This is a genomic window from Plantibacter sp. MMLR14_011 (genome assembly GCF_001865025.1).
GTDB classification, from domain to species: Bacteria; Actinomycetota; Actinomycetes; order Actinomycetales; family Microbacteriaceae; genus Plantibacter; species Plantibacter flavus_A.
In genome coordinates, this window is record NZ_MJGW01000008.1 from 131,250 (window position 1) to 156,685 (window position 25,436).

The 25,436-nt window shown below is 69.9% G+C and carries 24 protein-coding genes and 1 other RNA gene; 15 read left to right on the forward strand and 10 right to left on the reverse strand.

Annotated features, from left to right (window positions below):
- Nucleotides 1-25: 25 nt before the first annotated feature.
- Together BIU99_RS05065 and BIU99_RS05070 are read left to right on the forward strand one after the other, a co-directional pair.
- Nucleotides 26-1,069, forward strand: coding sequence for an LLM class flavin-dependent oxidoreductase (locus BIU99_RS05065; protein ID WP_064293750.1), 1,044 nt, complete (start codon nt 26-28; stop codon nt 1,067-1,069).
- A gap of 45 nt (nt 1,070-1,114) precedes the next feature.
- Complete coding sequence (locus tag BIU99_RS05070; RefSeq protein WP_071260038.1) at nt 1,115-1,891, forward strand: SGNH/GDSL hydrolase family protein; 777 nt, start codon at nt 1,115-1,117, stop codon at nt 1,889-1,891.
- Nucleotides 1,892-1,915: 24 nt separating this feature from the next.
- On the opposite strand, the gene BIU99_RS05075 is transcribed toward BIU99_RS05070, so the two are convergent.
- Together BIU99_RS05075 and BIU99_RS05080 are read right to left on the reverse strand one after the other, a co-directional pair.
- Nucleotides 1,916-3,487, reverse strand: a complete 1,572-nt coding sequence (locus BIU99_RS05075; protein ID WP_064293752.1) for a molybdopterin-dependent oxidoreductase — start codon at nt 3,485-3,487, stop codon at nt 1,916-1,918.
- A 90-nt stretch (nt 3,488-3,577) separates the two neighbouring features.
- Nucleotides 3,578-4,222, reverse strand: coding sequence for an FMN-dependent NADH-azoreductase (locus BIU99_RS05080; protein WP_064293753.1), 645 nt, complete (start codon nt 4,220-4,222; stop codon nt 3,578-3,580).
- A 71-nt stretch (nt 4,223-4,293) separates the two neighbouring features.
- Here BIU99_RS05080 and BIU99_RS05085 point away from each other — a divergent pair, with 71 nt between their 5' ends.
- The 3 genes from BIU99_RS05085 to BIU99_RS05095 all read left to right on the forward strand — a co-directional run bounded on the left by BIU99_RS05085 (nt 4,294) and on the right by BIU99_RS05095 (nt 6,902).
- Nucleotides 4,294-5,580, forward strand: a complete 1,287-nt coding sequence (locus BIU99_RS05085) for a kynureninase (protein WP_071260040.1) — start codon at nt 4,294-4,296, stop codon at nt 5,578-5,580.
- Between the two features lie 22 nt (nt 5,581-5,602).
- Complete coding sequence (locus BIU99_RS05090) at nt 5,603-6,529, forward strand: aldose 1-epimerase family protein (RefSeq protein ID WP_064293755.1); 927 nt, start codon at nt 5,603-5,605, stop codon at nt 6,527-6,529.
- Between the two features lie 133 nt (nt 6,530-6,662).
- Nucleotides 6,663-6,902 carry a hypothetical protein gene (locus tag BIU99_RS05095; RefSeq protein WP_064293756.1) on the forward strand — a complete coding sequence of 80 codons (240 nt, stop codon included), beginning with the start codon at nt 6,663-6,665 and terminating at the stop codon, nt 6,900-6,902.
- 14 nt (nt 6,903-6,916) lie between these two features.
- Here BIU99_RS05095 and BIU99_RS19905 read toward each other — a convergent pair whose 3' ends face one another.
- From BIU99_RS19905 to BIU99_RS05105, 3 genes are all read right to left on the reverse strand, one after another.
- Nucleotides 6,917-7,081 (reverse strand): hypothetical protein, encoded by a 165-nt coding sequence (locus tag BIU99_RS19905; protein WP_153303432.1) that lies wholly within the window; start codon nt 7,079-7,081, stop codon nt 6,917-6,919.
- 80 nt (nt 7,082-7,161) lie between these two features.
- Nucleotides 7,162-7,581 carry an organic hydroperoxide resistance protein gene (locus BIU99_RS05100; protein ID WP_064293757.1) on the reverse strand — a complete coding sequence of 140 codons (420 nt, stop codon included), beginning with the start codon at nt 7,579-7,581 and terminating at the stop codon, nt 7,162-7,164.
- Between the two features lie 63 nt (nt 7,582-7,644).
- The gene (locus tag BIU99_RS05105) at nt 7,645-8,544 is read right to left on the reverse strand and encodes a LysR family transcriptional regulator ArgP (protein WP_071260042.1); all 900 of its coding nucleotides are present in this window, start codon (nt 8,542-8,544) and stop codon (nt 7,645-7,647) included.
- Nucleotides 8,545-8,612: 68 nt separating this feature from the next.
- Between BIU99_RS05105 and BIU99_RS05110 the strand changes: the two genes are divergently transcribed.
- The 4 genes from BIU99_RS05110 (at nt 8,613) to rnpB (ending at nt 11,302) form a co-directional block, all read left to right on the forward strand.
- Nucleotides 8,613-9,230 (forward strand): LysE/ArgO family amino acid transporter, encoded by a 618-nt coding sequence (locus tag BIU99_RS05110; RefSeq protein ID WP_064293759.1) that lies wholly within the window; start codon nt 8,613-8,615, stop codon nt 9,228-9,230.
- Between the two features lie 36 nt (nt 9,231-9,266).
- Nucleotides 9,267-10,082 (forward strand): Nif3-like dinuclear metal center hexameric protein, encoded by an 816-nt coding sequence (locus BIU99_RS05115; protein WP_064293760.1) that lies wholly within the window; start codon nt 9,267-9,269, stop codon nt 10,080-10,082.
- A gap of 44 nt (nt 10,083-10,126) precedes the next feature.
- On the forward strand, nt 10,127-10,864 hold the full coding sequence (locus BIU99_RS05120; RefSeq protein WP_064293761.1) for a zinc ribbon domain-containing protein: 738 nt from the start codon (nt 10,127-10,129) through the stop codon (nt 10,862-10,864).
- Between the two features lie 71 nt (nt 10,865-10,935).
- Nucleotides 10,936-11,302: RNase P RNA component class A (gene rnpB, locus BIU99_RS05125), an RNA gene on the forward strand.
- A gap of 139 nt (nt 11,303-11,441) precedes the next feature.
- On the opposite strand, the gene ppgK is transcribed toward rnpB, so the two are convergent.
- Together ppgK and map are read right to left on the reverse strand one after the other, a co-directional pair.
- Nucleotides 11,442-12,218, reverse strand: coding sequence for a polyphosphate--glucose phosphotransferase (gene ppgK / locus BIU99_RS05130; RefSeq protein ID WP_071260044.1), 777 nt, complete (start codon nt 12,216-12,218; stop codon nt 11,442-11,444).
- Between the two features lie 9 nt (nt 12,219-12,227).
- Nucleotides 12,228-13,130: a type I methionyl aminopeptidase gene (gene map, locus BIU99_RS05135; protein WP_071260046.1), complete on the reverse strand. Its 903-nt coding sequence runs from the start codon at nt 13,128-13,130 to the stop codon at nt 12,228-12,230.
- 34 nt (nt 13,131-13,164) lie between these two features.
- Here map and BIU99_RS05140 point away from each other — a divergent pair, with 34 nt between their 5' ends.
- The 4 genes from BIU99_RS05140 to BIU99_RS05155 all read left to right on the forward strand — a co-directional run bounded on the left by BIU99_RS05140 (nt 13,165) and on the right by BIU99_RS05155 (nt 19,887).
- Nucleotides 13,165-13,350, forward strand: coding sequence for a hypothetical protein (locus tag BIU99_RS05140; protein WP_071260048.1), 186 nt, complete (start codon nt 13,165-13,167; stop codon nt 13,348-13,350).
- A gap of 104 nt (nt 13,351-13,454) precedes the next feature.
- The gene (locus BIU99_RS05145; RefSeq protein WP_071260050.1) at nt 13,455-15,419 is read left to right on the forward strand and encodes a hypothetical protein; all 1,965 of its coding nucleotides are present in this window, start codon (nt 13,455-13,457) and stop codon (nt 15,417-15,419) included.
- 97 nt (nt 15,420-15,516) lie between these two features.
- Nucleotides 15,517-16,872: a glutamine synthetase family protein gene (locus tag BIU99_RS05150; protein ID WP_064293766.1), complete on the forward strand. Its 1,356-nt coding sequence runs from the start codon at nt 15,517-15,519 to the stop codon at nt 16,870-16,872.
- Nucleotides 16,873-16,893: 21 nt separating this feature from the next.
- Nucleotides 16,894-19,887: a bifunctional [glutamine synthetase] adenylyltransferase/[glutamine synthetase]-adenylyl-L-tyrosine phosphorylase gene (locus BIU99_RS05155; protein ID WP_071260052.1), complete on the forward strand. Its 2,994-nt coding sequence runs from the start codon at nt 16,894-16,896 to the stop codon at nt 19,885-19,887.
- A gap of 78 nt (nt 19,888-19,965) precedes the next feature.
- On the opposite strand, the gene glnA is transcribed toward BIU99_RS05155, so the two are convergent.
- Nucleotides 19,966-21,390: a type I glutamate--ammonia ligase gene (glnA, locus tag BIU99_RS05160; RefSeq protein WP_056005986.1), complete on the reverse strand. Its 1,425-nt coding sequence runs from the start codon at nt 21,388-21,390 to the stop codon at nt 19,966-19,968.
- A 139-nt stretch (nt 21,391-21,529) separates the two neighbouring features.
- Here glnA and BIU99_RS05165 point away from each other — a divergent pair, with 139 nt between their 5' ends.
- Nucleotides 21,530-21,961, forward strand: coding sequence for an RDD family protein (locus BIU99_RS05165; protein ID WP_064293768.1), 432 nt, complete (start codon nt 21,530-21,532; stop codon nt 21,959-21,961).
- 88 nt (nt 21,962-22,049) lie between these two features.
- Here BIU99_RS05165 and BIU99_RS05170 read toward each other — a convergent pair whose 3' ends face one another.
- Nucleotides 22,050-22,754, reverse strand: a complete 705-nt coding sequence (locus BIU99_RS05170) for a DUF4191 domain-containing protein (protein WP_071260054.1) — start codon at nt 22,752-22,754, stop codon at nt 22,050-22,052.
- Between the two features lie 131 nt (nt 22,755-22,885).
- On the opposite strand from BIU99_RS05170, the gene BIU99_RS05175 reads away from it, so the two are divergent.
- Nucleotides 22,886-24,400: a hypothetical protein gene (locus BIU99_RS05175; RefSeq protein WP_175484352.1), complete on the forward strand. Its 1,515-nt coding sequence runs from the start codon at nt 22,886-22,888 to the stop codon at nt 24,398-24,400.
- Between the two features lie 30 nt (nt 24,401-24,430).
- On the opposite strand, the gene BIU99_RS05180 is transcribed toward BIU99_RS05175, so the two are convergent.
- A partial coding sequence (locus BIU99_RS05180; protein WP_175484353.1) for a 2-oxo acid dehydrogenase subunit E2 occupies nt 24,431-25,436 on the reverse strand: 1,006 nt, incomplete at its 5' end.

Consider the following 25,436-nt stretch of genomic DNA (forward strand, 5'->3'; position numbering starts at 1 on the left):
CGGAACGGCGTCGTAGAGTCGATGCATGGCCCGATCCTCAGCACCGCTCCGCAGACTCGGCTTCCTCACGATGGGCCTGTTCGACCCCGATGAGCCGGCGGCCGGGCACGAGGCGACCCTGCAGCTCATCGAACTCGGTGAACGCCTGGGATTCGACAGCGCCTGGTTGCGGCACCGGCACCTGCAGTTCGGCATCTCCTCACCGGTCGCCGTCCTCGCAGCGGCGACGCAGCGCACGAAGCGCATCGCACTCGGCACCGCGGTCACACCGCTCGGCGCGGAGAACCCCTTCCGGCTCGCGGAGGACCTGGGCACGGTCGACGTCCTCTCGGGAGGCAGGCTGCTTCCCGGCTTCAGCACCGGGGAGCCGATGCGGTTCGACGCGTTCAAGCACGCGATCTATCCGTCGACGCTCGACCAGGAGGACCTCGGCTACGACCGCGTCCTGCGCCTCCGCTCCTTCATCCGCGGTGACGTCGTCAGTGACAGCGCCGGTCGTGAGGGCCAGGAGGACTACTCCTCACGGGTCGAGCCGCATGCCGACGGTCTGGCGGAGCGGCTCTGGTACGGAGCAGGCAGCCTGCGGTCGGCGGGTTGGGCCGGCGAGCAGTCCTTCAACCTGCTCACGAGCAGCGTCATCGCCGCCGAGGACGGCACGACGGACTTCGCCGCGAACCAGGCCGCCCAGGTCCGTCGGTTCCGAGAACTCCACCCGGCGGGTGAGCGGGCCCGCGTGTCGCAGGGGCTCGTGGTCATCCCGACGGACTCCGCGACGGCGTCCCAGCGAGCCCGGTACCAGGAGTACGTCGACTCGAGACGGCACCGCGTCGGCGTCGCCCATGGGCCGCGGCGGATGCTCTTCGCGGAGGACCTCGTCGGCAGCAGTGCGGAGATCGCTGAGCGACTGCACGAGCACGCCGGCTTCCAGGAGGTCGACGAGGTCGCCTTCGCCCTCCCCTTCACACTCGAACCGGACGACTACACGCAACTACTCACCGACATCGCCGGCGCGCTCGGGCCCGCCCTCGGCTGGCGACCGGCCGCGGACGGAGAGTCCCGTCCCGCCTGAGCGGGCCAGTCGGAGACGCCTTCCGGTCGCGCGTACAGTGCAGGTATGACGCAGCACGGGTTCAGACGGTACGTGGCCATCGGCGACAGCTTCAGTGAGGGCTACGGGGATCTCCGGGAGGACGGCACCCTCCGCGGGTGGGCGGACTTCGTGGCCCTCGGCCTCGCCCGGGCGTCCACGGAGACCGTCAGCTACGCGAACCTCGCCATCCGCGGGAGGAAGCTCGTCCCGATCCTCGACGAACAACTGGACCGTGCGATCGAGATGGGTCCGGACCTCGTCAGCTTCAACGGCGGCGGCAACGACATCATGCGCCCGCGGGTGTCGATCGACGGCGTCGCCGACCGCCTGGACGGTGCGGTCGATCGTCTGCGCGCCGGGGGAGCCCACGTGCTGCTGTTGAGCGGCGCGAACCCTTCCGCCCACATCCCGATGGGTTCGCTCCTCGCCCGCCGCGGCGAGCAGCTGGCCCAGGCCGTGCGGGTGCGGTATCCGCGTGACGGGGTGACCTTCGTCGACAACTGGGCTGACCGGACGCTCGCCGACCTCAGGTACTGGTCGGTGGACCGCTTGCACCTCAACGCCCTCGGCCATGCACGGGTGGCGGGCAACGTGCTGACGGCGCTCGACGTGCCGGTCCCGGAGGAGTGGGGGATCGACGACGTCGCTGCTGCCCCGCCCGGTCCGCGTCAACGTCGCACCGCGGCCTACTACCGGGAACACGTGCTCCCGTGGATCGGGCGGCGTCTGACCGGTCGGTCCTCGGGCGACGGTCGCGAACCGAAGATCGCCCAGCTGCGACCGGTCGACACCCGCGGCTGACCGTCACCGGTCAGCCGCGGACCGTCAGCCGACGCGGACGAGCGTCCGCTGCCAACCGGAGGATCCGTTCGGAGCGATCGGCGCCTGCTTCTCGATCTGGAGGTTCCCGGCCTTGTCGGTCGCGCGGACGGCGACGTAGTGCGTGCCGGCCGTCGCCTCCCAGTCCATCCACCACTGCACCCAGGTGTCGTCGTTGATGGCGGTCGTGAGATTGACGCTCTGCCAGTCGCCGTTGTCGATGCTGACCTCGACCTTGGCGATCCCGACGGTCTGCGCCCAGGCGACACCTGCGATCTTCGCCGGGCCCGCCGGAACCTGCTTGTCGATCCGGGGTGTGTCGATCCGCGAGGAGAGTTTGATGGGCGCCTTCGCGTCGTAGCCGCGCGGGGTCCAGTAGGCCTCGTCCTTGTCGAACGTCGTGACCGTCAGCTTCGTCAGCCACTTCGTCGCCGACACGTAGCCGTAGAGGCCCGGGACGACCATGCGCACGGGGAAACCGTGCTCGAGCGGCAGCGGCTCGCCGTTCATCGCCACGGCGAGGATCGCGTCCAGGTTCGGGTCGGTGAGTGACTCGAGCGGCGTGCTCGCCGTGAACCCGTCGACGCTCGTGGACAGGACCATGTCGGCCTTCGAGTCCGGCATCGCCCGCTTGAGGACGTCGCGCACAGGGATACCGAGCCACTTCGCGTTGCCCAGGAGGTTACCGCCCACCTCGTTCGAGACGCAGGTCATGGTGATGACGTATTCGTCGAGACCCATGGCGAGGAGTTCCTCGAACGTGATCTGCACCTGCTCACCGACCATGCCGTCGATCGTGAGCGTCCAGGTGGCCGGATCGACCGTCGGCACGGTCAGCGCGGTGTCGACGCGGTAGAACTTGTCGTTCGGCGTGAAGAGCGGGCTGAGGCCGTCGACGTCCGCCTCGGCTCCGTCGGGGATCGTGACGGTCGACTTCGGCGCCGGGAGCTTGAGGGCGTCGCGGACGGCCGTGATCGACGAGGTGGTGACGTTGACGAGGCGTGCGCCCACGCCGACGACGACAGCACCGGCCGCCGCGATGCCGGCCACGCGGAAGAAGCCTCGACGGTCGAACGCCGCGCGCTCGTCGTCCGAACCGTTCGCGGCGCGCTTCGGCAGGCGACGGCTCAGGAGGATGAGGATCACGACGCCCGCCGCGAGACCGAGGATCACCGGGACGACGGCGAGCGGGGTGGCACCGGCGCGGGTGACGGTCGTCGCTCCGGCGAAGACGCCGGCCGCGAACAGGACCACGACACCGAGCGGTGGACGGATCTGCTGCAGGACCCCGGCGATCGCCGCGGCGATCACGACGGCGACCCCGAGGCTCACGAGGAGGAAGATCTTGTCGTTGCTGCCGAACGTCTCGATCGCGAACTCCTTCGCCCACCGCGGGACGATGTCGATCACGAACGATCCGACGGTGAGGAGGGGGCTGCTGCCGCGGGCGAACAACAGCGCCGCCAGCTCGGCGATCGCGAGGAACACCGCTGCTGCGACGATCCCGGACAGTGCTGCCGCGAACCAGACGAGACGTCGTCCGCCCCGTGTGGTGCCGGTCTGGTGCTTCGATGGCATGTGCTACTCCCTGATCGTGGCTCGACAGGAGTTCGGAGCACTGCCCGGATCAGACGGGTCGGATCCGCCGTCCGCCCGTCGTGTCGGCTGTCAGGCCGTCGAGACGGCCAGCCGCAGTCCCGTCTCGGACGCCGACCGGAGGGCCTCTGCGAACTCCTGTTCGCTCCGTTCGCGCTGAGCTGCGAGCGCCGGGTCACGGTCGGCGAGGGTCAGACTCGTCGTGATGACGTGGACGTCCATGCCGAGGGCGCCGCCGAACAACGTCCGCAGCGCCGGCACCTCGTGATCCCAACCCTCGGTCGGGCTGCCCGTGTCGTAGGCGATCCCGCGGCTGGTGGCGATGACGACCGGCCGGCCGGTGAGCGCTCCCGTGTCCGCGGAGGTGACGCCCGGCACGTGGATGTGGTCGATCCACGCTTTGAGCGACGACGGGATCGAGAAGTTGTACAGCGGCGCACCGATCACGACGATGTCGGCGCCGAGCAGCTCGTCGAGCAGGACGCGCTGGAGCGTCTCGGCCTCGGCGGGCGGGTTCGCACCGGGGCGGCGGTCGGCCGGCGCCCAGTGGAGACTCGCGTCGGCGAGGTGGGGGACCGGATCGCGGTGCAGGTCGCGACGGACGACGACGCCGGTGGGGTCGGCGTTCGACCAGGCGTCCACGACGGCCTGCGAGAGCCGGCGGGACCGGGAGGTGTCGAGATCGGCGGAGGAGTCGAGGTGCAGGAGCGTGGGCATGCGGCAACGCTAGCAAGCCGGGTCCCGTCCGCTTCCTTGCGGCACGCACTGGTGGCGGTTACCGTCGCAGGATGGTCGACGCCCCAGCCCCAGCCACCTCCGCCCGCCCGGACGCACGCGTCCTCGACGAGACCGACCCGCTCGCGGAACACCGCGCGGCGTTCCTCCCGGCCGAGGGCGTCGTCGCCTACCTGGACGGGAACTCCCTGGGGCGGCCGTTGCGGGCCACGGCGGAGCGGCTGCAGTCGTTCATCGCGGAGGAGTGGGGGACGAGGCTCATCCGGTCGTGGGACGACCGCTGGTTCGAGCTGCCGCTGACGCTCGGCGACCGCCTGGGATCGGTCGTGCTCGGTGCCGCACCCGGCCAGACGGTCGTCGCCGACTCGACGACCGTGCTGCTGTACAAGCTGATCCGCGCGGCGGTCGACGTGACGTCGTCTGCCGGAGGAACCGCTCCGCGCGACGAGCTCGCGATCGATGCGGAGAACTTCCCGACGGACCGCTTCGTGATCGAGGGGGTCGCCGCTGAACGCGGTCTGCGTGTGCGATGGATCGACGCCGACCCGGTCCACGGTGTCGCCGCGCACCAGTTGCGCGAGGTGGTCCACGAGCGGACCGCTCTCGTCGTGCTCAGCCAGGTCGACTACCGGTCCGGAGCGCTGCTCGACGTCGAGGAGCTGACCGCGATCGCGCATCAGGCGGGAGCACTCGTGCTCTGGGACCTGTGCCACTCCGCCGGTGCGGTCCCGATCGAGCTCGACGGGTGGGGCGTGGACCTCGCGGTGGGCTGCTCCTACAAGTACCTCGGTGGCGGGCCCGGTGCTCCGGCGTTCGCCTACGTCGCGGCACGCCATCAGGACCGGCTCCTCCAGCCCATCCAGGGGTGGATGGGCGCCGCCGACGTCTTCGCCATGGCCGACACCTATCAGCCGGCCGTCGGGATGCGCCGGTTCCTCAGCGGGACGCCACCGATCGTGGGCATGCTGCCGCTCGAGGACTCGCTGACGCTCATCGAGTCCGCCGGGGTCGCCGCCATCCGGGAGAAGTCCGAGGCCCTCACCACGTTCGCCATCTCCTGGGCCGACGAGCACCTCGCAGGCTCCGGTGTCAGGGTGATGACCCCTCGTGACCCGGCGCGTCGCGGTGGTCATGTGACGCTCGGTCACCCGTCGTTCCGCGAGATCACCCCGCTGCTCTGGAATGCGGGTGTGATCCCCGACTTCCGGCACCCGGACGGTCTTCGCATCGGGGTCGCCCCCTTGAGCTCCGGCTTCGCCGAGCTCGAACTCGGGCTGATCCGGATCGCCGAGGCCGTCCACCGGTGGACGGCCTCACCCGGCTCCACCCCGCCCGGCTGACGTCCGTCGTAGGCTTGGCGGCATGCCCGCTGCCTCTGGAACCCAGTACCGTCTCCACCACGCCGGTCCGCAGGGCGAGGTCCGAGCGACGATCACCGAACTCGCCGCCGGACTCCGCGAGCTGACGGTCGGCGGACGCACCCTCGTGCAGTCCTTCGGTGAGGACGTCGTCGCCCCGATGGGGTGCGGGATGGTGCTCGTGCCGTGGCCCAACCGCGTCCGCGATGCCCGGTGGACGCTCGACGGTGAACCGCAGCAGCTCGACGTCACCGAGGCGGCGACCGGGAACGCCTCCCATGGTCTGCTGCGCAACACGGGGTACCGGGCGGGGGATCACGCCGATCACGCGGTGACCCTGCTCGCCTCGGTGTTCCCGCAGCACGGCTACCCGTTCCGCCTCGACACCTCGGTCGCCTACACGTTGGACGACGACGGCCTGCGGGTGACCCACACGATCGTGAACCGGTCGAGTCGCCCCGCGCCGGTCGCCGTCGGTGCTCACCCCTACCTGGCGCTCGGCGACGTACCGACCGCCGACCTCACCGTGACGGTGGCCGCCGACACCTGGTTCGAGACGGACGAGCAGCGCATCCCGGTCGCCTCCCGTCCCGTCGACGGGACCCCGTACGATCTGCGCTCGGGTGCTCGCGTGGGCGACCTCTCGATCGACGTCGGCCTGGGTTCGGTCCAGCAGGTCGACGGTGCCGTCCGACACCGTCTCACCGCACCCGACGGCGACACCGTCGAACTCTGGGCGGACGACGACTTCCGGTTCGTCCAGGTCTACACGCCGAAGAACTTCCCGGCGGCAGACGGACCGACGCAGGCCATCGCCATCGAGCCCATGACGGCCCCCGCCGATGCGCTGAACAGCGGGACAGGACTCCGATGGTTGGAGCCCGACGAGCGGTGGTCGCTGTCCTGGGGGATCCGACTCACGCAGGTGTGACCGGCACGCCGTTCGGCGGACGATCGACCGTCCCACGGGCGGAGGAGGATCAGCTCACAGGATGACGCCGCGGGGACGATGATCGCCCTGGCGTCCGATGTGCCGCCCCCGGGTGTCGACGGACACTTGTGGCATGACCACGCACCTGGACACCAGCCCGAACCTCTTCACCCTGTCCACGCCCCGGGTTGCACAGACCGAGCGGCTGCAGGTGGCGCGGCCGACGGCTCGACCGCGCGGACGGTTCGGGGCGTTCGTGGGCGTCCTCCTGGGGAACATCGTCCTCTGGAGCACGCTCTTCATCACGATCGGTGTCGTGCTCGCACTGCAGCTCGGCATCGTCGGCGTCATCGCCGCGTCTCTGTTGCGCTGAGCGCGACCCCGTCGTCAGGCACCTGAATCGGCGAGACCCGTTCCGGAATCGTCCGCGGCGTCCTCGGCGGGCGCGTCGTCATCCAGCGCCTCGTCCTCGACCACGGCGTCCGGGAGCCCCGGCAGCATGGCCGCCGCGCCCTCGTCACGAATGCCTTCGACCGCCCCGAAATCAGACATGATGCTTCCTCTCGATCGTCGTGCCCGCCAGGGTAACCGGCGGACACGACGATCGACAGCCCTTGCGGGCGGGAGCTTCGTCAGTCGACGATCGACACCGTCACGTCGATGTTGCCGCGCGTGGCGTTCGAGTAGGGGCACACCTGGTGCGCCTGGTCGGCCAGCTGCTGGGCTTCATCGTGCGTCACGTTCGGCACGTAGACGTCGAGCTCGACGGCCAGGCCGAAGCCGCCCTCACCGTTCGATCCGATGCCGACGCTGGCCGACACCTCGGCGTCCTTCGTGTCGAGCTTCGCGGTACGCCCGACGGCGTGGAGGGCGCTGAGGAAGCACGCGGCGAAGCCGGCGGCGAACAACTGCTCGGGGTTGGTGCCCTCGCCGCTGCCGCCGAGTTCCTTCGGGGGACGGGTGTCGAAGTCGAGGAGGTCGTCCTCACTGCGGACGTGTCCGTCTCGTCCGCCTCCGGTGGCATGGGCAACTGCTGTGTACGCGATATCCATTGCTCCATCCTTGCACCGTCGTGCGTGCCCGGTGCACCTTCTCCGGGACCTCTCGGCAGGAGTTCAGTGCAGCGTGGATCGAGCCGCGTCGACCACCGCCGTCGTGACGAGCTCGAGCAGTCGGGAGTGGAGTCGCCACTGCTGCCAGAACAAGGGGACGTCGACGCCGCCCGTCTCGTCGAGCACGACGAGATCGCCCCTGCGCAGCGGCGCGTCGGACTGCGCGTCCGGGAGCATGCCCCAGCCGAGACCGAGGCCGACGGCGGTCGCGAAGTCCGCCGAGGCCGGAACATGGTGCCGCGGCGGGTCGGCGGGGTCGACGCCACGTCGTCGGAGGTAGGCGTCCTGGAGATCGTCCTTCCGGTCGAACACGACGACGGGCGCTGCGGTGAGCGCCTGAGCGGTCGCCCCGTCCTCGAACCAGCGCGCCGCGAACGCGGGTGAGGCCATCGGCCGGTATCGCATCCGGCCGAGAGGCCGCACCGTGCACCCCTGGACCGGTTCGGCGTTCGACGTGACCGCGGCCATGACGCTGCCCGCACGGAGGAGGTCCGTCGAATGGTCCTGGTCCTCGCGAGCGAGGTCGAAGACGACCGACTCCCGTGCGGCGACGTCCGCCAGCACGGGCAGCAGCCAGGTGGCGAGGGAGTCGGCGTTCACGACGATCGGGATCACCGCCGGGGTGGCCGGCGTGAGCGCGTCGTCGGCGTGCAACTCGAGCGCCGCGTCGTGACCGAGCAGGTGCACCGCGCGGCCGAGGCGGAGCACGATCTCACCTGACGCCGTGATGGTGATTGGTTTGGTCCGGAGCAGGAGGACCCGTCCGACGCTCTGCTCGAGGGCCTTGATGCGTTGGCTGATCGCCGACGGCGTGACCATCAGCTCCCGGGCGGCCGACTCGAAGGTGCCGTGGTCGACCGCGGCGACGAAGGCCCGCAGTTGCTCGAAATGAAAATCCATCATAAGAGGATCTTACGATTCATCAGAATATTGAACTGGATTCATCATGCTGCGCCTCCTACGGTCGAAGGATGACCTCCGCACTGCAGGCCGCGATCGCGGGCCTCGGCCTCGGCCTCTCCCTCATCGTGGCCATCGGCGCACAGAACGCCTTCGTCCTCCGGCAGGGCATCCGGCGCGAGCATGTCCTTCCCGTGGTGCTGGTCTGCGCACTCTCCGACGCGGTGCTCATCATCGCCGGTGTCAGCGGCATCGGCTTCGTCGTGGAGCGGTTCCCCGTGGTCCTCGTCGTCCTCCGTTGGGCCGGGGCCGCCTTCCTGCTCGGCTACGGCCTGCTGGCCGCACGCCGTGCACTCGCCCCGTCCGGTCTCGCCGCCGACCGTGGTGGCAACAGCCTCTCGCTCAGGGCGGCGGTACTCACCGTCATCGGCCTCACCTGGCTGAACCCCCACGTGTACCTCGACACCGTGCTCCTCCTCGGCTCGATCGCGAACACGCACGGGGAGCTGGGGCGGTGGTGGTTCGCCGCCGGCGCGGTCCTCGGGAGCATCCTGTGGTTCACCGCGCTGGGGTACGGCGCGCGACTGCTCCGCGGGGTCTTCGCGAAGCCCGTGGCCTGGCGCATCCTCGACGTCGCGATCGCGGTCGTCATGATCGCCCTCGCGATCATGCTCGTCCTGCGCCCCTGAGCGTGCTCGACGGTGCCCGGTTAGGATTGCCGGGTGATGAGAACCCTGCGTGAGGTCAACACGGTCGTCGAGCGCCTCTGGCCACTGTCCGGAGCCGAGGACTGGGACGCCCCGGGGCTCCTCGTCGGCGACCCGGACCAGCCGGTCGGGCATGTGCTCCTGGCCGTCGACGCGGTCGGCGTGACCGTCGACGAGGTGCTCGAGCGCCCCGACGGTCTGCTGCTGGTCCACCACCCGCTGCTGATGCGCGGTGTCACGACCGTGGCGGGTGACCGGTACAAGGGGTCGCTCATCACACGCCTGATCCGTGGCGGCGCCGCACTCATCGCCGCCCACACCAACGCCGACGTCGTCGTCGACGGGACCTCGGACGTCCTCGCCCGACGTCTCGGCCTCCACGACCCGGCTCCGATCGTCCCTGCCGCCGACGGCCTGACCGGGCTGGGTCGGGTCGGCGACCTCCCGGAGGAGACGACGCTCGGCGCGATCGCGCGTGCCCTCGCCGAGATCCTGCCGGCGACCGCCACCGGGGTCCGTGCCTCCGGCGACTACGACCAGGCCGTCCGGAGGATCGCGCTCTGCGGGGGAGCGGGGGATTCGCTCCTGTCCCACCCCGCGGTCCGCGCGGCCGACGTGTACATCACGGCCGACCTCCGCCACCACCCGGCGTCCGAGGCCCGGGAACAGGCACTCCTCGGCGGCGGGCCGGCCCTCGTCGACGTCTCCCACTGGGCGAGCGAGTGGCTGTGGCTCGAGGGGGCCGCCGACGCGCTCCGACGAGAGCTCCCGGGACTCGACGTCCGGGTCAGCGAGCTGCGTACCGACCCGTGGGACTTCGTCGTCACCCAGTAGTCGGCGCGGCCGGTAGGGTGATGAGTCGAGAGTTTGGAACAGACGTGAAAGCCAGCCCAGCAGACCAGAAGACGTTGCTCACCCTGCAGAGCATCGACACCGGCGTGCAGCGCACCGCCCACCGCGCGGCGAACCTCCCCGAGGCCGCGCGCATCGCGCAGCTCCAGGCCGAGATCGAGACCGTCCGCCTCCGTCGCCTGGAGCGGGTCGGCGTCCGCGACGACGCACAGACCGAGCTCGGGCGCATCGAGTCCGACGTCGCCGTCGTCGCGGCCCGCATGAAGCGCGACGCCGACCGTCTCCAGTCGTCGACCTCCGTCAAGGACGTCGAAGCGCTGCAGAGCGAGATCGCCTCGTTGCAGAACCGGCAGAACAACCTCGAAGAGATCCAGCTGAACGTCATGGAGCGGGTCGAAGCCGCGGAGGACGCCGTCGCCCAGGTCGACGCCGAGCGCGCGGGACTCCAGGAACTCCTCGACGAGGTCGTCGCCAAGCGCGACGCAGAACTCGTCGAGCTCGAGGCCGAACGGGCACGACTCACCGCCGACCGCGAGTCACTCGCACCCGGCATCCCCGCCGACCTCCTGGCCCTCTACGACCAGCGCCGCGCCCGCGGCGGCATCGGTGCAGCACTGTTCCGCGCCGGCACCTGCGGCGCATGCAAGATGTCGCTCACCGGCAACGACCTCCAGGCCGTCCGCGCCGCGCCGTCCGAAGAGGTCGTGCAGTGCCCCGAGTGCGCCGCGATCGTCGTCCGGACGGACGAGTCAGGCCTCATCTGAGTCGGACGCGGGCTGCACGACACCGGCGGTCCGCGGCCGCTGTCACGGGCCGGTAGACTCGTCTCCGTGAACGGGCCGGCCAGACGGTCGCGTCACCGAGACCTCCGGGTGTCGGTGCCGAGGAACGTCCGGGCTCCACAGAGCAGGGCGGTGGGTAACACCCACCCGGGGTGACCCGCGAGACAGTGCCACAGAGAACAGACCGCCGTGGGCGACCACGGTCAGGGTGAAACGGTGGGGTAAGAGCCCACCAGCGACCGGGGTGACCCGGTCGGCTCGGTAAACCTCGTCCGGAGCAAGGTCAACAGGGAACGCTGAGGCTGCTCGCCAAGTTCCCGGGTAGACCGCTAGAGGGCGGCGGCAACGTCGTCCCGAGAGAGATGGCCGTCCAAACGCGAGAGCGTGGGACAGAACCCGGCGTACCGGTCGACCCGTTCACACCCCAGCACGGCCGCGACTGCGTCGAGCCGTACTGCGACACCCGCGCAAGCGTGGGACGGAACCCGGCGTACCGGTCGACCCGTTGACACTCAACGCCGGGCGCCGCGACGGAATCGCCAGAGCGCGCCCGCAGCGCTCAGGCGATGCGTTCGGCGGGGCCGGCGGCGAGAGCGGCTGCGCCGAGGATGCCCGCGTTGTTGCGGTGCACGGCAGGGATGATCGGGGTGTCGAGCTTCAGCAGCGGCAGGAAGTGGTCCGCGTGCTTGGACACGCCGCCGCCCACCACGAACTGATCTGGTGAGAAGAGGAACTCGAGGCGCTCGTAGTACTTCTGGAGGCGCTTGGCCCACTTCTCCCAGCTCAGGTCCTCGCGCTCCTTGACCGCGTAGGACGCCCGCGTCTCGGCGTCCTTGCCGTCGATCTCCAGGTGTCCGAGTTCCGCGTTCGGGATCAACGTGCGGTTGTAGATGAGCGCCGTGCCGATGCCGGTGCCGAGCGTCGTCAGGATCGTGAGGCCGCTGGCGCCCTTGGCCGCGCCGAACTCGGTCTCGGCGTACCCGGCCGCGTCGGCGTCGTTCACGAAGGTGATCTCACGCCCGAGGCCCTGCTCGAACAGCTGCTCGGCTTCGAGGCCGATCCAGGCGTCGGAGACGTTCGCCGCGGACATCGTCCGGCCGTTGCGGACGATCGCGGGGAAGCAGACGCCGAGCGGGAGTCCGTCCGAGGCCGGGGAGAGCTGCTCGAGCACCTGGCGCACCGTCACGACGATGTCCTTCGGCTCGCCACCCTTCGGCGTGGGGATCTTCACCCGATCGGTGAGGAGGGCACCGGTCGTGAGGTCGACGACCGCACCTTTGATGCCGGTCCCTCCGATATCGATGCCGACGGCGGACCGGGAAGCTGCGTTCGTCATGCGTCCAGCCTAGAGCGCCGCGGGCGCTGCGTCGGTGTCGATCGGGCTCGGAAGCGTGAGGATCTCGGCCCCGCGTTCGGTGACGACGAGCGTGTGCTCGAACTGTGCGGTGAGTGACCGGTCGCGCGTCGTTACCGTCCAGTCGTCATCCCATTGCTCCCAGTCCTGGGAACCGATCGTGAGCATCGGCTCGATCGTGAACACCATGCCCGGCTCCATCACCGTGTCGTACAGCGGCGCGGCGTCGTAGTGGGGGACGATCAACCCGGAGTGGAAGGACCGGCCGACGCCGTGGCCCGTGAAGTCGCGGACGACGCCGTACCCGAACCGCTTCGCGTAGGACTCGATCGCACGACCGATGACGTTGATCTGCCGACCTGGGGCGACGGCCTTGATGCCTCGGTTGAGGGCTTCCCGGGTGCGCTCGACGAGGAGCCGTGTGTCGTCGGCGACGTCGCCGACGAGGAAGGTCACGTTGCTGTCGCCGTGCACGCCGTCGAGGTAGGCGGTGATGTCGATGTTCACGAGGTCGCCCTCGCGCAAGGCGGTGTCGTCGGGGATGCCGTGGCAGACGACCTCGTTGACCGAGCTGCAGATCGACTTGGGGTAGCCGCGGTACCCGAGCGTCGACGGATAGGCGCCCGCACCGATGACGAACGCGTGTCCGATGGCGTCCAGTTCATCGGTGGTCACCCCGGGACGGACCGCCGCACCGACGGCCTGGATCGCATCGGCGGCGATGGTCCCGGCGACCCGGATGCGTTCGATCTCCTCAGCCGAATACAGGTCGCCCCGGGTGTCGGTGGCCGGTGCGGCGCGGCCGACGTACTCGGGGCGGACGATCGTCTCCGGCACCGATCGGGGGCGGCCGACGCGACCGGGGACCAGGTGACCTGCGGTGTCGAAAGGCATAGGATCAAGCCTAACCGAGCAGGGGAGACGCGCCGTGGCGAAGGAACCATCCGAGCAGTACTGGTACAACACGAAGACCGGCCAGGTCGAGTTCGGCTTCGAGTCGAGTGTCGTGGACCGCGTCGGTCCCTTCGAGACGGCTGCGGAGGCCTCGCACGCACTCGAGCGACTCCGCGCCAACAGCGCGAAGTGGGACGCCGACGAGGCTGCCGAGGAGTGAGCCACCCGGGTCGCGTCGCGAGCGGATTGCGGGTCTGCCCTCTTCCGCAGGCGTGGTGCGATCCGCCAGGATGGGCCGAGCGATGAAGCTCGAGCGGGGGGAACATGCACAGGATCGACCGTCCGCGGAGTCGACCGATCGCCGTCGGACGAGGTGCCGTCGCGGCCCTCACCCTCGGACTCCTGCTGATGCCGACATCGCCGGCCGCTGCAGCGCCGATGGTCGCCACCGAGGTCACCGCAGCCGAGTGCGTCACAACGGTCCCCGGTGGTTCCCGCTGCGGTGTGTTGACGGTGCCTCTGTCGCGCACGGTGCCGGACTCGGCGGAGGCGACCCTGCCGTACGTGCTCGTACCGGCCGCCCTCGAGACCGGACGACCGCCGCTCGTCTACCTCGCCGGTGGGTCGGCGCTCTCGTCGCTCGACATCCAGCGGCTCGCGGTCGAGGACGGGCTGGCCGCTGACCGCGACGTGGTGTTCGTCGAACGCCGGGGCGGTCTCGACGCCACACCGTCGCTCGACTGCGCGCCGGCGAACGCAGCCATCCGCGCTTCGCTCGGGGCTCATGGGGACCGTGCAGCCCGCGTCGCCGCGGTCGACGCGGCCTTCGCGTCCTGCACCGCGTCCTGGCAGGAGGACGGCGTCGTGCCGAGCGACTTCGGCGTCGCCCCCGCGGCTGCGGACCTCCGCGACCTGCGGCAGCAGCTGGGCTACGCGCGTTGGACCATCCTGGCCGTGGGCACGTCGGCCGGCGTGGCCCTCGCGGCCCCCGACGTCGATCCGGGTGGTGTCGACGGCGTCGTCCTCGACGGCCCCGACCTGGGTGCACCCGGGATCGTCTCCGCAGGCGGTGTGGCGGCCGCCCTGGCCGTCGTCCGTGCGCGCGTCGAGCCGCAGGGCACCGTCCCGTCCGTGCCGGCGGCACCACAGGCCGCCGCCGCTGAGGAACCGGAGTCCGCGACCCCGGACACCGCGCCGAGCGAGCCGACACGTTCCGCCGGGATCCTCACCGCCGCCACCGATGCGCTCGTCGCCGCACCGCACCGCACCTCCGGCGCGCACGCGATCACCCTCGGTGGCGACGCGCTCTTGGCGATCGCCTCACACGCGTTGTCCGAACCCATCGCCCAGGCGGCACTCCCGGTGCTCCTGAGCTCGATCGCGGACGGCGACAGCACGGTGCTGGATCCCGTGGCGAACGATGCGATCGCCCGGCTGGGCGACTCCGGCGGCATCCTCGACCGCGTGCTCGGGTGTTCGACGACCGGCTGGCCCGGGGCCGCCGAACGCTCGGACGCGGAGGTCACCACGACGACGCTGCTGGAGGACGTCGCGGCCGCTGCCTGCTCCTCGTTCGCCGTGGGTGCGACGCCGCCGCCGGGCGCGATCGGGACGTCGGTCTTCGTGCTCGGCGCCCCGGAACAGGCAGCCGCCCTCGCCGGCCCCGTCGCCGGCGGCACGGCGGACGCGCTCGTGGCGGTCTTCCCCGGGTCGGGAGCCGTCCCATCGGCCAGCAGTGCGTGCGCACGGGTCGCGATGCGTGCGTGGCTCAGCGATCCGGCGAGCTATCGGGCGGCGCTCTGCGACGCCGACGACGCGGCCGTCGCCGTCGTCGATCGAGCCGATGTCGCGGCGAGCCCGCGATGGGCCCAGCAGACCTCGTCGGACGCCGGTGGCGGGTGGTCGCTGCTGGTGCTGCCCATCCTGTTCGGGCTCGTGACCATCGGATGGTCCGTGGCGTGGGGCTACCGGTTGATCACCCAGGCGCTTCGGCGCCAGCCGGTGCAAGACGGTCTCCTGCTGGGGATCGCTCCGGTGTTCGGAGCGACGTGGGCGATCGGCGGAGCCGTCGTGCTCGTCCGTGCGGCCACCTCGAGTCCGGCGATCGCGCTCGTCGGGGTGCCCGCCGCCTTGCCGTGGCTCTCCATCGCCCTCCTCGTGAGTTGCCTCGGGCTGGTGCCCGTCTGGCAAGGGGCCCACCGTGGATCACGACTACGGATCGCCGCACTCTCGCTGCTGTGGGCGGCGACGGCCGGCTGGACCGCACTCTTCGTCCTCGCCTGGTGGTGAGCCGTGGATCGCCCACGCCCGGCGCGCGCTGATGAGCGGGAACGGGGACGGAGCCAGTAGCCTAGACACGGGCCGCCGGCCGAAGGAAGAGGGGCAGATGGATAAGCAGCGCGACTTCGTTCTCCGCACGATCGAGGAGCGGGGCGTCAAGTTCGTCCGGCTGTGGTTCACCGATGTCGTCGGGACCCTGAAGTCCGTCGCGATCGCCCCGGCCGAAGTGGAAGGCGCGTTCTCCGAGGGCCTCGGCTTCGACGGATCGGCGATCGAGGGGCTCAGCCGCTCCTACGAGTCGGACCTCCTGGCCCACCCCGATCCGACGACCTTCCAGATCCTGCCGTGGCGCGGCGAGATCGACCCGACGGCGCGCATGTTCTGCGACATCACGACGCCCGACGGCCAGCCCGCCGTCGCCGACCCGCGGAACGTCTTGAAGCGCACCCTGGCGAAGGCCGCAGACATGGGGTTCACGTTCTACACGCACCCCGAGATCGAGTTCTACCTGCTGAAGTCCTCGCAGTACGGCGTCGACGGACCGGAACCGGTCGACTCCGCGGGCTACTTCGACAACGTCCCCGGTGGCACCGCTCATGACTTCCGTCGACGTTCCGTCCGGATGCTCGAAGACCTCGGGATCTCCGTCGAGTTCAGCCACCACGAGGCGGGTCCCGGCCAGAACGAGATCGACCTGCGATACGCCGACGCCCTGACGACGGCCGACAACATCATGACCTTCCGCACCGTCGTGAAGGAGGTGGCGATCGAGCAGGGCGTCTACGCGACGTTCATGCCGAAGCCGCTCGTCCACCAGCCCGGCAGCGGCATGCACACGCACATGTCGTTGTTCGAGGGTGACTCGAACGCCTTCTACGAGGCGGGTGCGCAGTACCAGCTCTCGAAGACGGGCCGGCAGTTCATCGCCGGACTCCTGACGCACGCTCCGGAGATCACCGCGGTGACGAACCAGTTCGTGAACTCCTACAAGCGACTCTGGGGTGGCGTCGGGCCGAACAAGCTGTCCGAGGCTCCGAGCTTCGTCTGCTGGGGCCACAACAACCGCTCGGCACTCGTGCGCGTGCCGCTCTACAAGCCCAACAAGGGTCAGAGCGCTCGGGTCGAGTACCGCGCCATCGACTCCGCGGCCAACCCGTACCTCGCCTTCTCGCTCATGCTCGCCGCTGGGCTGAAGGGCATCGAGGAGGGCTACGAGCTCCCGCCGGAGGCCGAGGACAACGTCTGGACGCTCTCCGACACCGAGCGTCGGGCGCTGGGATACAATGCGCTGCCCGCCAGCCTGGATCGCGCCGTCAGCCTCATGGAGGGTTCCGAACTCGTGGCGGAGACGCTCGGGGAGCAGGTGTTCAACTACGTCCTGCTGAACAAGCGACAGGAATGGCACGAGTACCGGGCCCAGGTGACCCCCTTCGAGTTGTCCAGCAACCTGGAGATGCTCTAGACGAGGGGACCGGTCGGTCGTATGGTCCGCGAGAACATCTCCCTGAGCACGCTCGCCCGACTCGGGTTCACCGGTCTGGGTGAGGCCCGTGACCGGCTGGACGAGCTCGCGGAGCTCGTCCGACTCGACCCGGCGTCGCTGTCTCCGTCCTTCGCCGTCGCGGCCGACCCCGACGCCGCGCTGGTCGGTGTGCTGATGGTCGGTCGGAAGTCACCCGACGAGCTCTCAGCCCTTCTGGCGGATCAGGCCTCGGCCGAGCGGCTGTTCCGACTGTTCGGCGCCTCGCAGGGGTTCATCGACTTCTTCCTCCGCCACCCCGACCAGCTGTCGGTGTTCGAGTTGCCCGTCACCCGCGTCCCGACGCTGCAGGAGGCGCGCGACGAACTGCTCGCGAGCGTCGGCGCCGAGGACGGCTTCGCCGCGATGGTCGAGGAGCCGGCCTGGGACGCGATCCGCGTGGTCTACCGACGACTGCTCGCCGAGGTCGCCCTCTTCGACCTCTGCGCCCCGGATCCGATCGTCGTGCTCGACCGGGTGGCCAGTGCCCTCTCCGACCTCGCTGCCGGTGCGTTGGAGGCCTCCATCGCCGTCGCGCGCACGCAGACGAGCGGCCCGAGGGGTCCCGGCGTGTACCCGCGCGAGGAGGTCGCGGCCACCCGCTTCGCCATCATCGGCATGGGCAAGGCGGGCGCACGGGAGCTGAACTACGTCTCCGACGTCGACGTCATCTTCGTCGGTGAGGGTTCGGGCGACGGCGAGGACGGGCTCGACAACGGGCGTGCCGTCGAGATCGCCACCCGGCTCGCGGTCCTCACCATGCGCGGTCTCGGACAGGCGGGTCTCGAACCGAGCCTGTGGGAGGTCGATCCGAACCTCCGCCCGGAGGGGAAGGCCGGCGCCCTCGTCCGCACGCTCGAGTCGCATCTCGTGTACTACGACCGCTGGGCGAAGAGCTGGGAGTTCCAGGCGCTCCTCAAGGCACGGGCCCTCGCCGGCGATCCCGAGCTCGGCGCCCGCTACATCGAGGCGGTGCAGCCGAAGGTGTGGGGGAGTGCGTCCCGCGAGGGGTTCGTCGAGTCGGTCCAGCGCATGCGCGAACGGGTCACCGAACACATCCCCGCGGAAGACGTCCACTACCAACTGAAGCTCGGCCCGGGCGGGCTCCGCGACATCGAGTTCACGGTGCAACTGCTCCAGCTCGTCCACGGACAGCTCGACGACTCCGTGCATCAACGCGGCACCCTCGCCGCCCTCGACGGCCTCGCGACCGCCGGGTACATCGGTCGCGCCGAGGCGCAGGAGTTCGCTCATGACTACCGCCTGCTGCGCGTGCTCGAACACCGCCTGCAGCTGACGCGACTGCAGCGCACGCACATGATGCCGCGCGACGAGCCGTCCCTCCGATCCCTGGCCCGGTCGAGCACGCTCGCGACGACCGCACAGGCCCTCGTCACGCGATGGGAGACCACGAAACACGGTGTCCGGCAGCTGCACGAGCGGTTGTTCTACCGGCCGCTGCTCTCGGCGGTCGCGGCCTTGCCCGAGAGCGGTCTGAGTCTGACGAGCGGTCAGGCGGAGGCGCGACTCGCGGCGATCGGCTTCGTCGACCCCCGCGGCGCGCTCGCCCACATCGGGGCGCTCACCGCCGGCGTGTCGCGGCGCGCCAACATCCAGCGGCATCTGCTCCCCGTCATGCTCGGCTGGTTCGCGGACGGCGCTGATCCCGACTACGGATTGCTCGCGTTCCGGCGGCTCAGCGAGTCCCTCGGCGAGTCGCACTGGTTCCTGCGGATGCTCCGCGACTCCTCAGGCGCGGCCGAGCGGCTCACACGGGTCCTCTCGGGGTCCCGGTTCATCGGAGAGCTCATGGACCGCATCCCCGAGTCGGCCGCTTGGCTCGCCGGAGACGAGGACCTCCTGCCGCGATCGTCGACCGCGCTCGGTGAGGAGATCGCCGCCATCCTCAGACGACACGACTCACCGGACACCGCAGCCGCCGCCATCCGAGCGGTACGGCGACGCGAAGTCCTCCGGCTGGCGATGTCGTCGACCGTCGGCATGCTGGACGTGCAGGGCCTCGCCGCCGGACTGACGGACGTGTCGTCGGCGACGCTCGCAGGGCTCCTCGGCGCCGTCAGACGCATCGGCGGCCTCGGCGCGGACATCGAGTTCGCCATCATCGCCATGGGCCGCTACGGCGGCGCAGAGCTCGGACTCGGTTCGGACCTCGACGTCCTCTACGTGTTCCGTCCGAAGGACGGGGTCGACACCCAGGATGCACAGCGCCAGGCCGGAGCGATCGCCGCAGAGCTCAAGCGTCTGAGCGAGGACGCCCGGCTCCCGCTCGACCTCGACCTCGACCTCCGTCCCGAGGGGAAGAACGGTCCACTCGTGCGCTCCCTCGACTCCTACCGGAACTACTACGCGCGCTGGTCCCTCACCTGGGAGGCGCAGGCGCTGCTCCGCGCCGCCGGGGTGGTGGGCGACACCGAGCTCGTCGAGGCGTTCACCGAGGTGGCGGACACGGTCCGTTACCCAGCCGCGATCAGCGAGCAGTCCGTCCGCGAGGTCAAGCGGATCAAGGCACGCGTCGAGAACGAGCGGCTGCCGCAGGGCGCCGACCCGACGAGACACCTGAAGCTCGGGCGCGGCTCGCTCAGCGACGTCGAGTGGTTCGTGCAGCTCCTCCAGCTCGAGCACGGTGCGGCGGTGCCATCGTTGCGCACCACCTCGACGCTCCGAGCGCTCGACGCGGCGGTGGAGGCGGATCTCGTCGATCGGGAGTCCGCCGAACGACTCCGAGAGGCCTGGATCCTCGCGTCGCGGATCCGCTCGGCCATGACGCTGTGGTTGAACAAGACGCAGGACGTGCTGCCGAGCGACCGACAACAGCTCGAAGGCGTGGCGCGACTCCTGGAGTACCCGACCGGATCGGCGAGTCTCCTGGAACAGGACTACCTCGCGGCCACCCGGCGCGCCCGGACGGTCTTCGAGCTCGGCTTCTACGGCATCTGAGCCGATCGCGTCGACCACAACACGGAACCGCCCGCCATCCGAGAGGATGGCGGGCGGTTCGCGGTGCAGCAGGGGTCGTCAGACGCCGTAGTAGAGCTCGAACTCGAACGGGTGCGGGCGCTGGGCCAGCGGCTTGATCTCGTTCTCGCGCTTGTACTGGATCCAGGTCTCGATGAGCTCCGGCGTGAAGACGTTGCCGGCGAGGAGGAACTCGTGGTCCGCCTCGAGCGCCTCGAGCGCAGCGCCGAGCGATGCGGGCACCTGCGGGATGTTCTTGGCCTCCTCGGGGGGAAGCTCGTAGAGGTCCTTGTCGACGGGCTCGTGCGGCTCGATGCGGTTCTTGATGCCGTCGAGGCCCGCCATCAGCTGAGCGGCGAACGCGAGGTACGGGTTGCCGGACGCGTCGGGCGCGCGGAACTCGATGCGCTTGGCCTTCGGGTTCGTGCCCGTGATCGGGATACGGATCGACGCCGAGCGGTTACCGGCCGAGTAGACCAGGTTGACGGGAGCCTCGAAGCCGGGGACCAGGCGGTGGTACGAGTTCACCGTCGGGTTCGTGAACGCCAGGACGGCCGGGGCGTGCTTCAGCAGGCCGCCGATGTACCAGCGGGCGAGGTCGGAGAGGCCGCCGTAGCCGTTCTCGTCGTAGAAGAGCGGCTTGCCGTCGCTCCACAGCGACTGGTGCGTGTGCATGCCCGAGCCGTTGTCGCCGAAGAGCGGCTTCGGCATGAAGGTCGCGGTCTTGCCCCACAGCTCGGCCGTGTTCTTCACGATGTACTTGAACTTGAGGATGTCGTCCGCCGCGGCGACCATGGTGTCGAAGCGGTAGTTGATCTCAGCCTGGCCGCCGGTGCCCACCTCGTGGTGCGCACGCTCGAGGATGAGGCCGGCGTCGATCAGCTTGAGGCTGATGTCGTCGCGGAGGTCTGCCTGCTTGTCGACGGGGCTGACGGGGAAGTAGCCACCCTTGTACGGGGTCTTGTTGCCGAGGTTGCCGCCCTCTTCGGCGCGGCCGGTGTTCCAGGCTCCCTCTTCGGAGTCCACCGAGTAGAAGCTCGAGTGCTGGTTCACCTCGTAGCGGACGTCGTCGAAGATGTAGAACTCGGCCTCGGGGGCGAAGAACGCGGTGTCGGCGATGCCGGTCGAGGCGAGGTACTTCTCAGCCTTCTTGGCGACCTGACGCGGGTCCTTGGAGTAGATCTCGCCGTTGCGGGGGTTGTAGATGTCGAACACCATGATGAGCGTGCGCTCGGCACGGAAGGCGTCGATGTAAGCGGTGGAGACATCCGGGATGAGCTGCATGTCCGACTCGTGGATGTTGGCGAAGCCACGGATGGACGAACCATCGAAGAGCTGGCCGACGGTGAAGAACTCCTCGTCGACGGTGCTGGCCGGGATGTTGAAGTGCTGCTGCACGCCGGGAAGGTCCGTGAAGCGGATGTCGAGGAACTTGACATCGGTGTCCTTGATGAACTTGAGCACTTCGGAAGAATCACTGAACATGTGAATGGCTCCAAATGGGGTTGGTACAGGGAGGCTGCACAGCGCAGCCATCTGTGAGACTACGGGGAGGGGGTTACCCCACCATGACACCCATGTTTCGTGGATGTTACGAGAATCCCCGCCCGAATAGAATGGCACAGTGCCCCACACCCCGCAGAATCCACGGACCTTCGGAGAGCTTCCTCCCAGCGCCTTCCCCGGTGAACGCCTGGGACTCCCGGAGAGCGGCGTCCGATCGGTCGCGCGGGTCGGTCGGCGGATCACCGCGCTCGTCATCGACTGGGCCGTGGCGGTCGTCCTCTCGGTCGCGTTCTTCGCCTACGACGCCACCGCGACACTCGTGATTTTCGCCATCATGCAGTTCGTGTTCATCCCGACCATCGGCGGCAGTCTCGGCCATCGCCTCTGCGGGATGCGTCTGATGCCGTTGACCGGCGGGTGGGTCGGGCTCTGGCGGCCGGCCGTGCGAACCGTGCTCCTCTGCGTGGTCGTTCCGGCGCTCGTCTGGGATTCGGACCAGCGTGGCTTCCACGACAAAGTGGCCGGCACGGTGCTCCTGCGGGTGCGCTGAACGCAGCCGGAACCGCGAACGGCCGCCCTCCGTCAGGAGGGCGGCCGTCGTTCCGACACCGCGAAGTGTTCCGAGCGGTGCCGGTGGGTCAGCGCGCGCGCTGCGGGCGGACCCGCATCGGGTCGACACCCTTCGGGATGGGGAGCTGCGTACCGAAGGAGGACAGACGGTTGCTGACCGCGAGCACCTCGGGGTTGGTCAAGGACTTCTTCACCTTCCGGAGGGCGCCGGAGAGCTGACGGAGCTGCACCGAGTCGGCGTCGGGCCCGACGTGGAACACCGTGATCGGCACGTTCGGGAGGATGCGGGTGACCTTGCGCTTCTCGTCCTCGAGCAGGCGTGAGGTCCGCGATCGGGGTCCTTCGGCGATCAGTGCGACGCCACCGCGGCCGACGGCCCGGTAGATCGCGTCCTGGGTCTTCGGGTTCACGGCGACGGGCATCTCGCTGGTCTGCCACGAGCGCGGAGCAGCGCGGAGCACCTGGCCCACCGCGCCCGGCCGACCCTCGATCTGCGTGTAGACGACCTTGTCCGCGCGCCGGGTGAGGATGAACAGGGCCGCGAGGATACCGGCGAGCACACCCGCGATGATCCACATGACGAGCGCGAAGATGTTGCCCGCCGAGAACAGCAGTGCGACCGCGACACCGATGAGCACCGGCAGGATGAAGCCGCCGAGCATCAACCACTGCGCCGCCTTGTCGTGGCGACGGGTGAGCTGGAACACCTGCCAGAGCTGCTTGATCCGCCCTGGTTCCTTCTGCGCCGCCGGGGGCGCGTCCTTCTGAGCCATGCTCCCAGGATAGCCGGTGACGGAGGGTCCTGATGCTGCGTTCTGCTCCACAGGCCGGTGACGCGGGGACCTTGTCCACAGCCGCGTGCGCCGACGCCGTCGGACGGGACTCCGCGTCGGAGGATCGAGCTATGGAAACACTGCCAGACCCGTCCGCGACCACGACCCGAGTGGCCGGCCGTCGTCTCGTCCGGTGCCTGGGTGAGGGCCGGGAGTGGACGGCCTACTCGACGGTGCTCGCCCACGCCGGCTCCGCGCACGGAGGGCGTACCGACCAGGCCTCCCCGGCGGGCGACGCCGTGCTGCTCCGAGCGAGGGCCGACGCCGCCGAACGCGACATCTGGCGTCGCGCGGCCATCCTGTCCCGACTCGACCACCCGCACATCGTGAGACTCGTCGACGTCGCCGAGGATCCCACCGGCCTCCCGTGCCTGCTGGTCGAGCGGCTCGCTGGCGGCACGTTGGGAGAACTGCTGCGCCGCCGGGAGTCGATCGCTCCCGGTGAGGCCGTCACGATCCTGGCACCGCTGGTCGACGCCATCCGCGCGGCGCACCTCTCCGGGATCAGTCACGGGTCGATCAGCGCTTCGGCCGTGCGCTTCGCCGACGATGGCCGACCGGTCCTCTCCGGGTGGTCGAGCGCAGCTCCCGTGGACCAACAGAGCATCGATGGTGGGCTCGGACGCACCGCGCCGGCGTTCGCCGCCGATTGGACGGCGTTCGCAGGGCTCATGGACGGTGTCCTGCAGGCGACCGACCCCGATGAAGCCCCCACGACCGTGGCCTGGGCCGACGTCGTGGATGAACTCGCCGACCACGAGATCGCCAATCGACTGCAACAGCGGATCCACGCCCTGGCACGACCGCTCCCGGTCCTGCTCGACCGGGTCGATTCGTCGTCCGCATCGCCTGCCGATGTCATCCGTGCTTCCGCCGATCGCGCGCAGCGGGCCGCTCCGCTCCCGCCGACCCGACGAGCCGCGGTCGAATCGAGGCGTCTGTCGCGGCATCCTGTGTCGCGGCTGCGCCGCCGTCTGGCTTGGCGACCCGGGCGAGGTACCCGGGCCGCGGCCACCGGCTCGACGCTGTCCGTCGACACCGGCCCGAGACGTCGTCGACTCATGATCGGAGCGGCAGGCGCGGCAGCGGCACTGGTGTCGGCGGCGATGGTGTTCCTGCCGTCCGAAGACCCGAGCACCGCGATCGCACCGACGCCGGCCGGTCCGGGCGGCCCGGCGTCCGCGGCGGTCACGACGGTCGCGCCACCGGTGGAGACACCGACGTCAGCGGCGGACGAAGCCGGCGACGTCGACGTGGTCACCGGTGACGATCCGGCGGCCGCGGCCCGCGAGCTCGTCCGTCGACGTGATGAGTGCCGCACGACGGGGGAGGAGGGGTGCGTCTGGGACTCCGTCGAACGCGGGTCCCCGTTCGACGACGACGAGCACCTCGGTGTCGGGATCGGCTCGATCGATGCGGCGAGTCTGGACCTCGTCGACCGTCAGGGCGACGCGGCGGTCCTTCGCGGCACGGCCGAGCCGTCCGAGACGAACGACGCCACCGCAGGACGACGACAGCCCGTCACGCTCCTCGTGGTGAGGGGCGAGACGGGCTGGCGTCTGCGAGAGGTGTTCACCGCCGGGTGAGGCGGTGGACACGGTGCGGTCGGTTCGGGATCAGATCCCGAGCGAGCCGCGGAAGTCGCCTGCTTCGAGGCGGTTCTTCACCTGGACGAGGAAGCGTGCAGCGTCCGCGCCGTCGATGATGCGGTGGTCGTAGCTCAGCGCGAGGTAGACCGTCGAACGGATCGCGATCGCGTCTGCACCGTCGACCGTCACGACGACCGGCTTCTTCGTGACGATACCCGTACCGAGGATCGCCGACTGCGGCAGGAACACGATCGGGGTGTCGAACAGTGCGCCGCGCGAACCGGTGTTGGTCAGCGTGAACGTGCCGCCCGAGAGCTCATCGGGCTGCAGCTTGTTGTCGCGGGTGCGCTGCGCGAGGTCGGCGATCTCGGCGCCGAGCTCGGCGATCGACTTGGAGCCCGAGTTGCGGATGACCGGCGTCAGCAGGCCACGCTCGGTGTCCACGGCGATCGCGAGGTTCTCCGTCTCCGGGTACACGATCTGGTCGCCGTCGACGGTGGCGTTGATGATCGGGTACGTCTGGAGCGCCTCGCTGGCAGCAAGGGCGAAGAACGGCAGGAACGACAGCTTGTTGCCGGTCTTGGCGAGGAACTCGTCCTTGACGGCCGTGCGGAGTGCCGCGACCTTCGTGACGTCGACCTCGACGACGCTCGTCAGCTGGGCGGTGCCCTGCATCGAAGCGACGGCGCGCTCGGCGACGACCTTGCGCAGACGCGACATGGCCTTGCTCGTGCCACGCAGCTCGGAGACCTGGACGGTCGGAGCAGCGGGCGACTCCGTGGCGCCATCGGCGCTCTGAGCCTGCAGGACGTCTTCCTTGCGGATACGTCCGCCGACACCGGTGCCGGTGACCGTGCTGAGGTCGACCCCGTGCTGGTTGGCGAGACGACGCACCAGCGGCGTGACGTAGCCGGAGTTGACGACCCCGCCGGCGGCGGGCGTCGAAGCGGCGGCAGGTGCCGGAGCAGCGGGAGCAGCAGGTGCCGGAGCAGTAGCAGGTGCCGGTGCAGCAGCGGGAGCCGGTGCAGCAGCA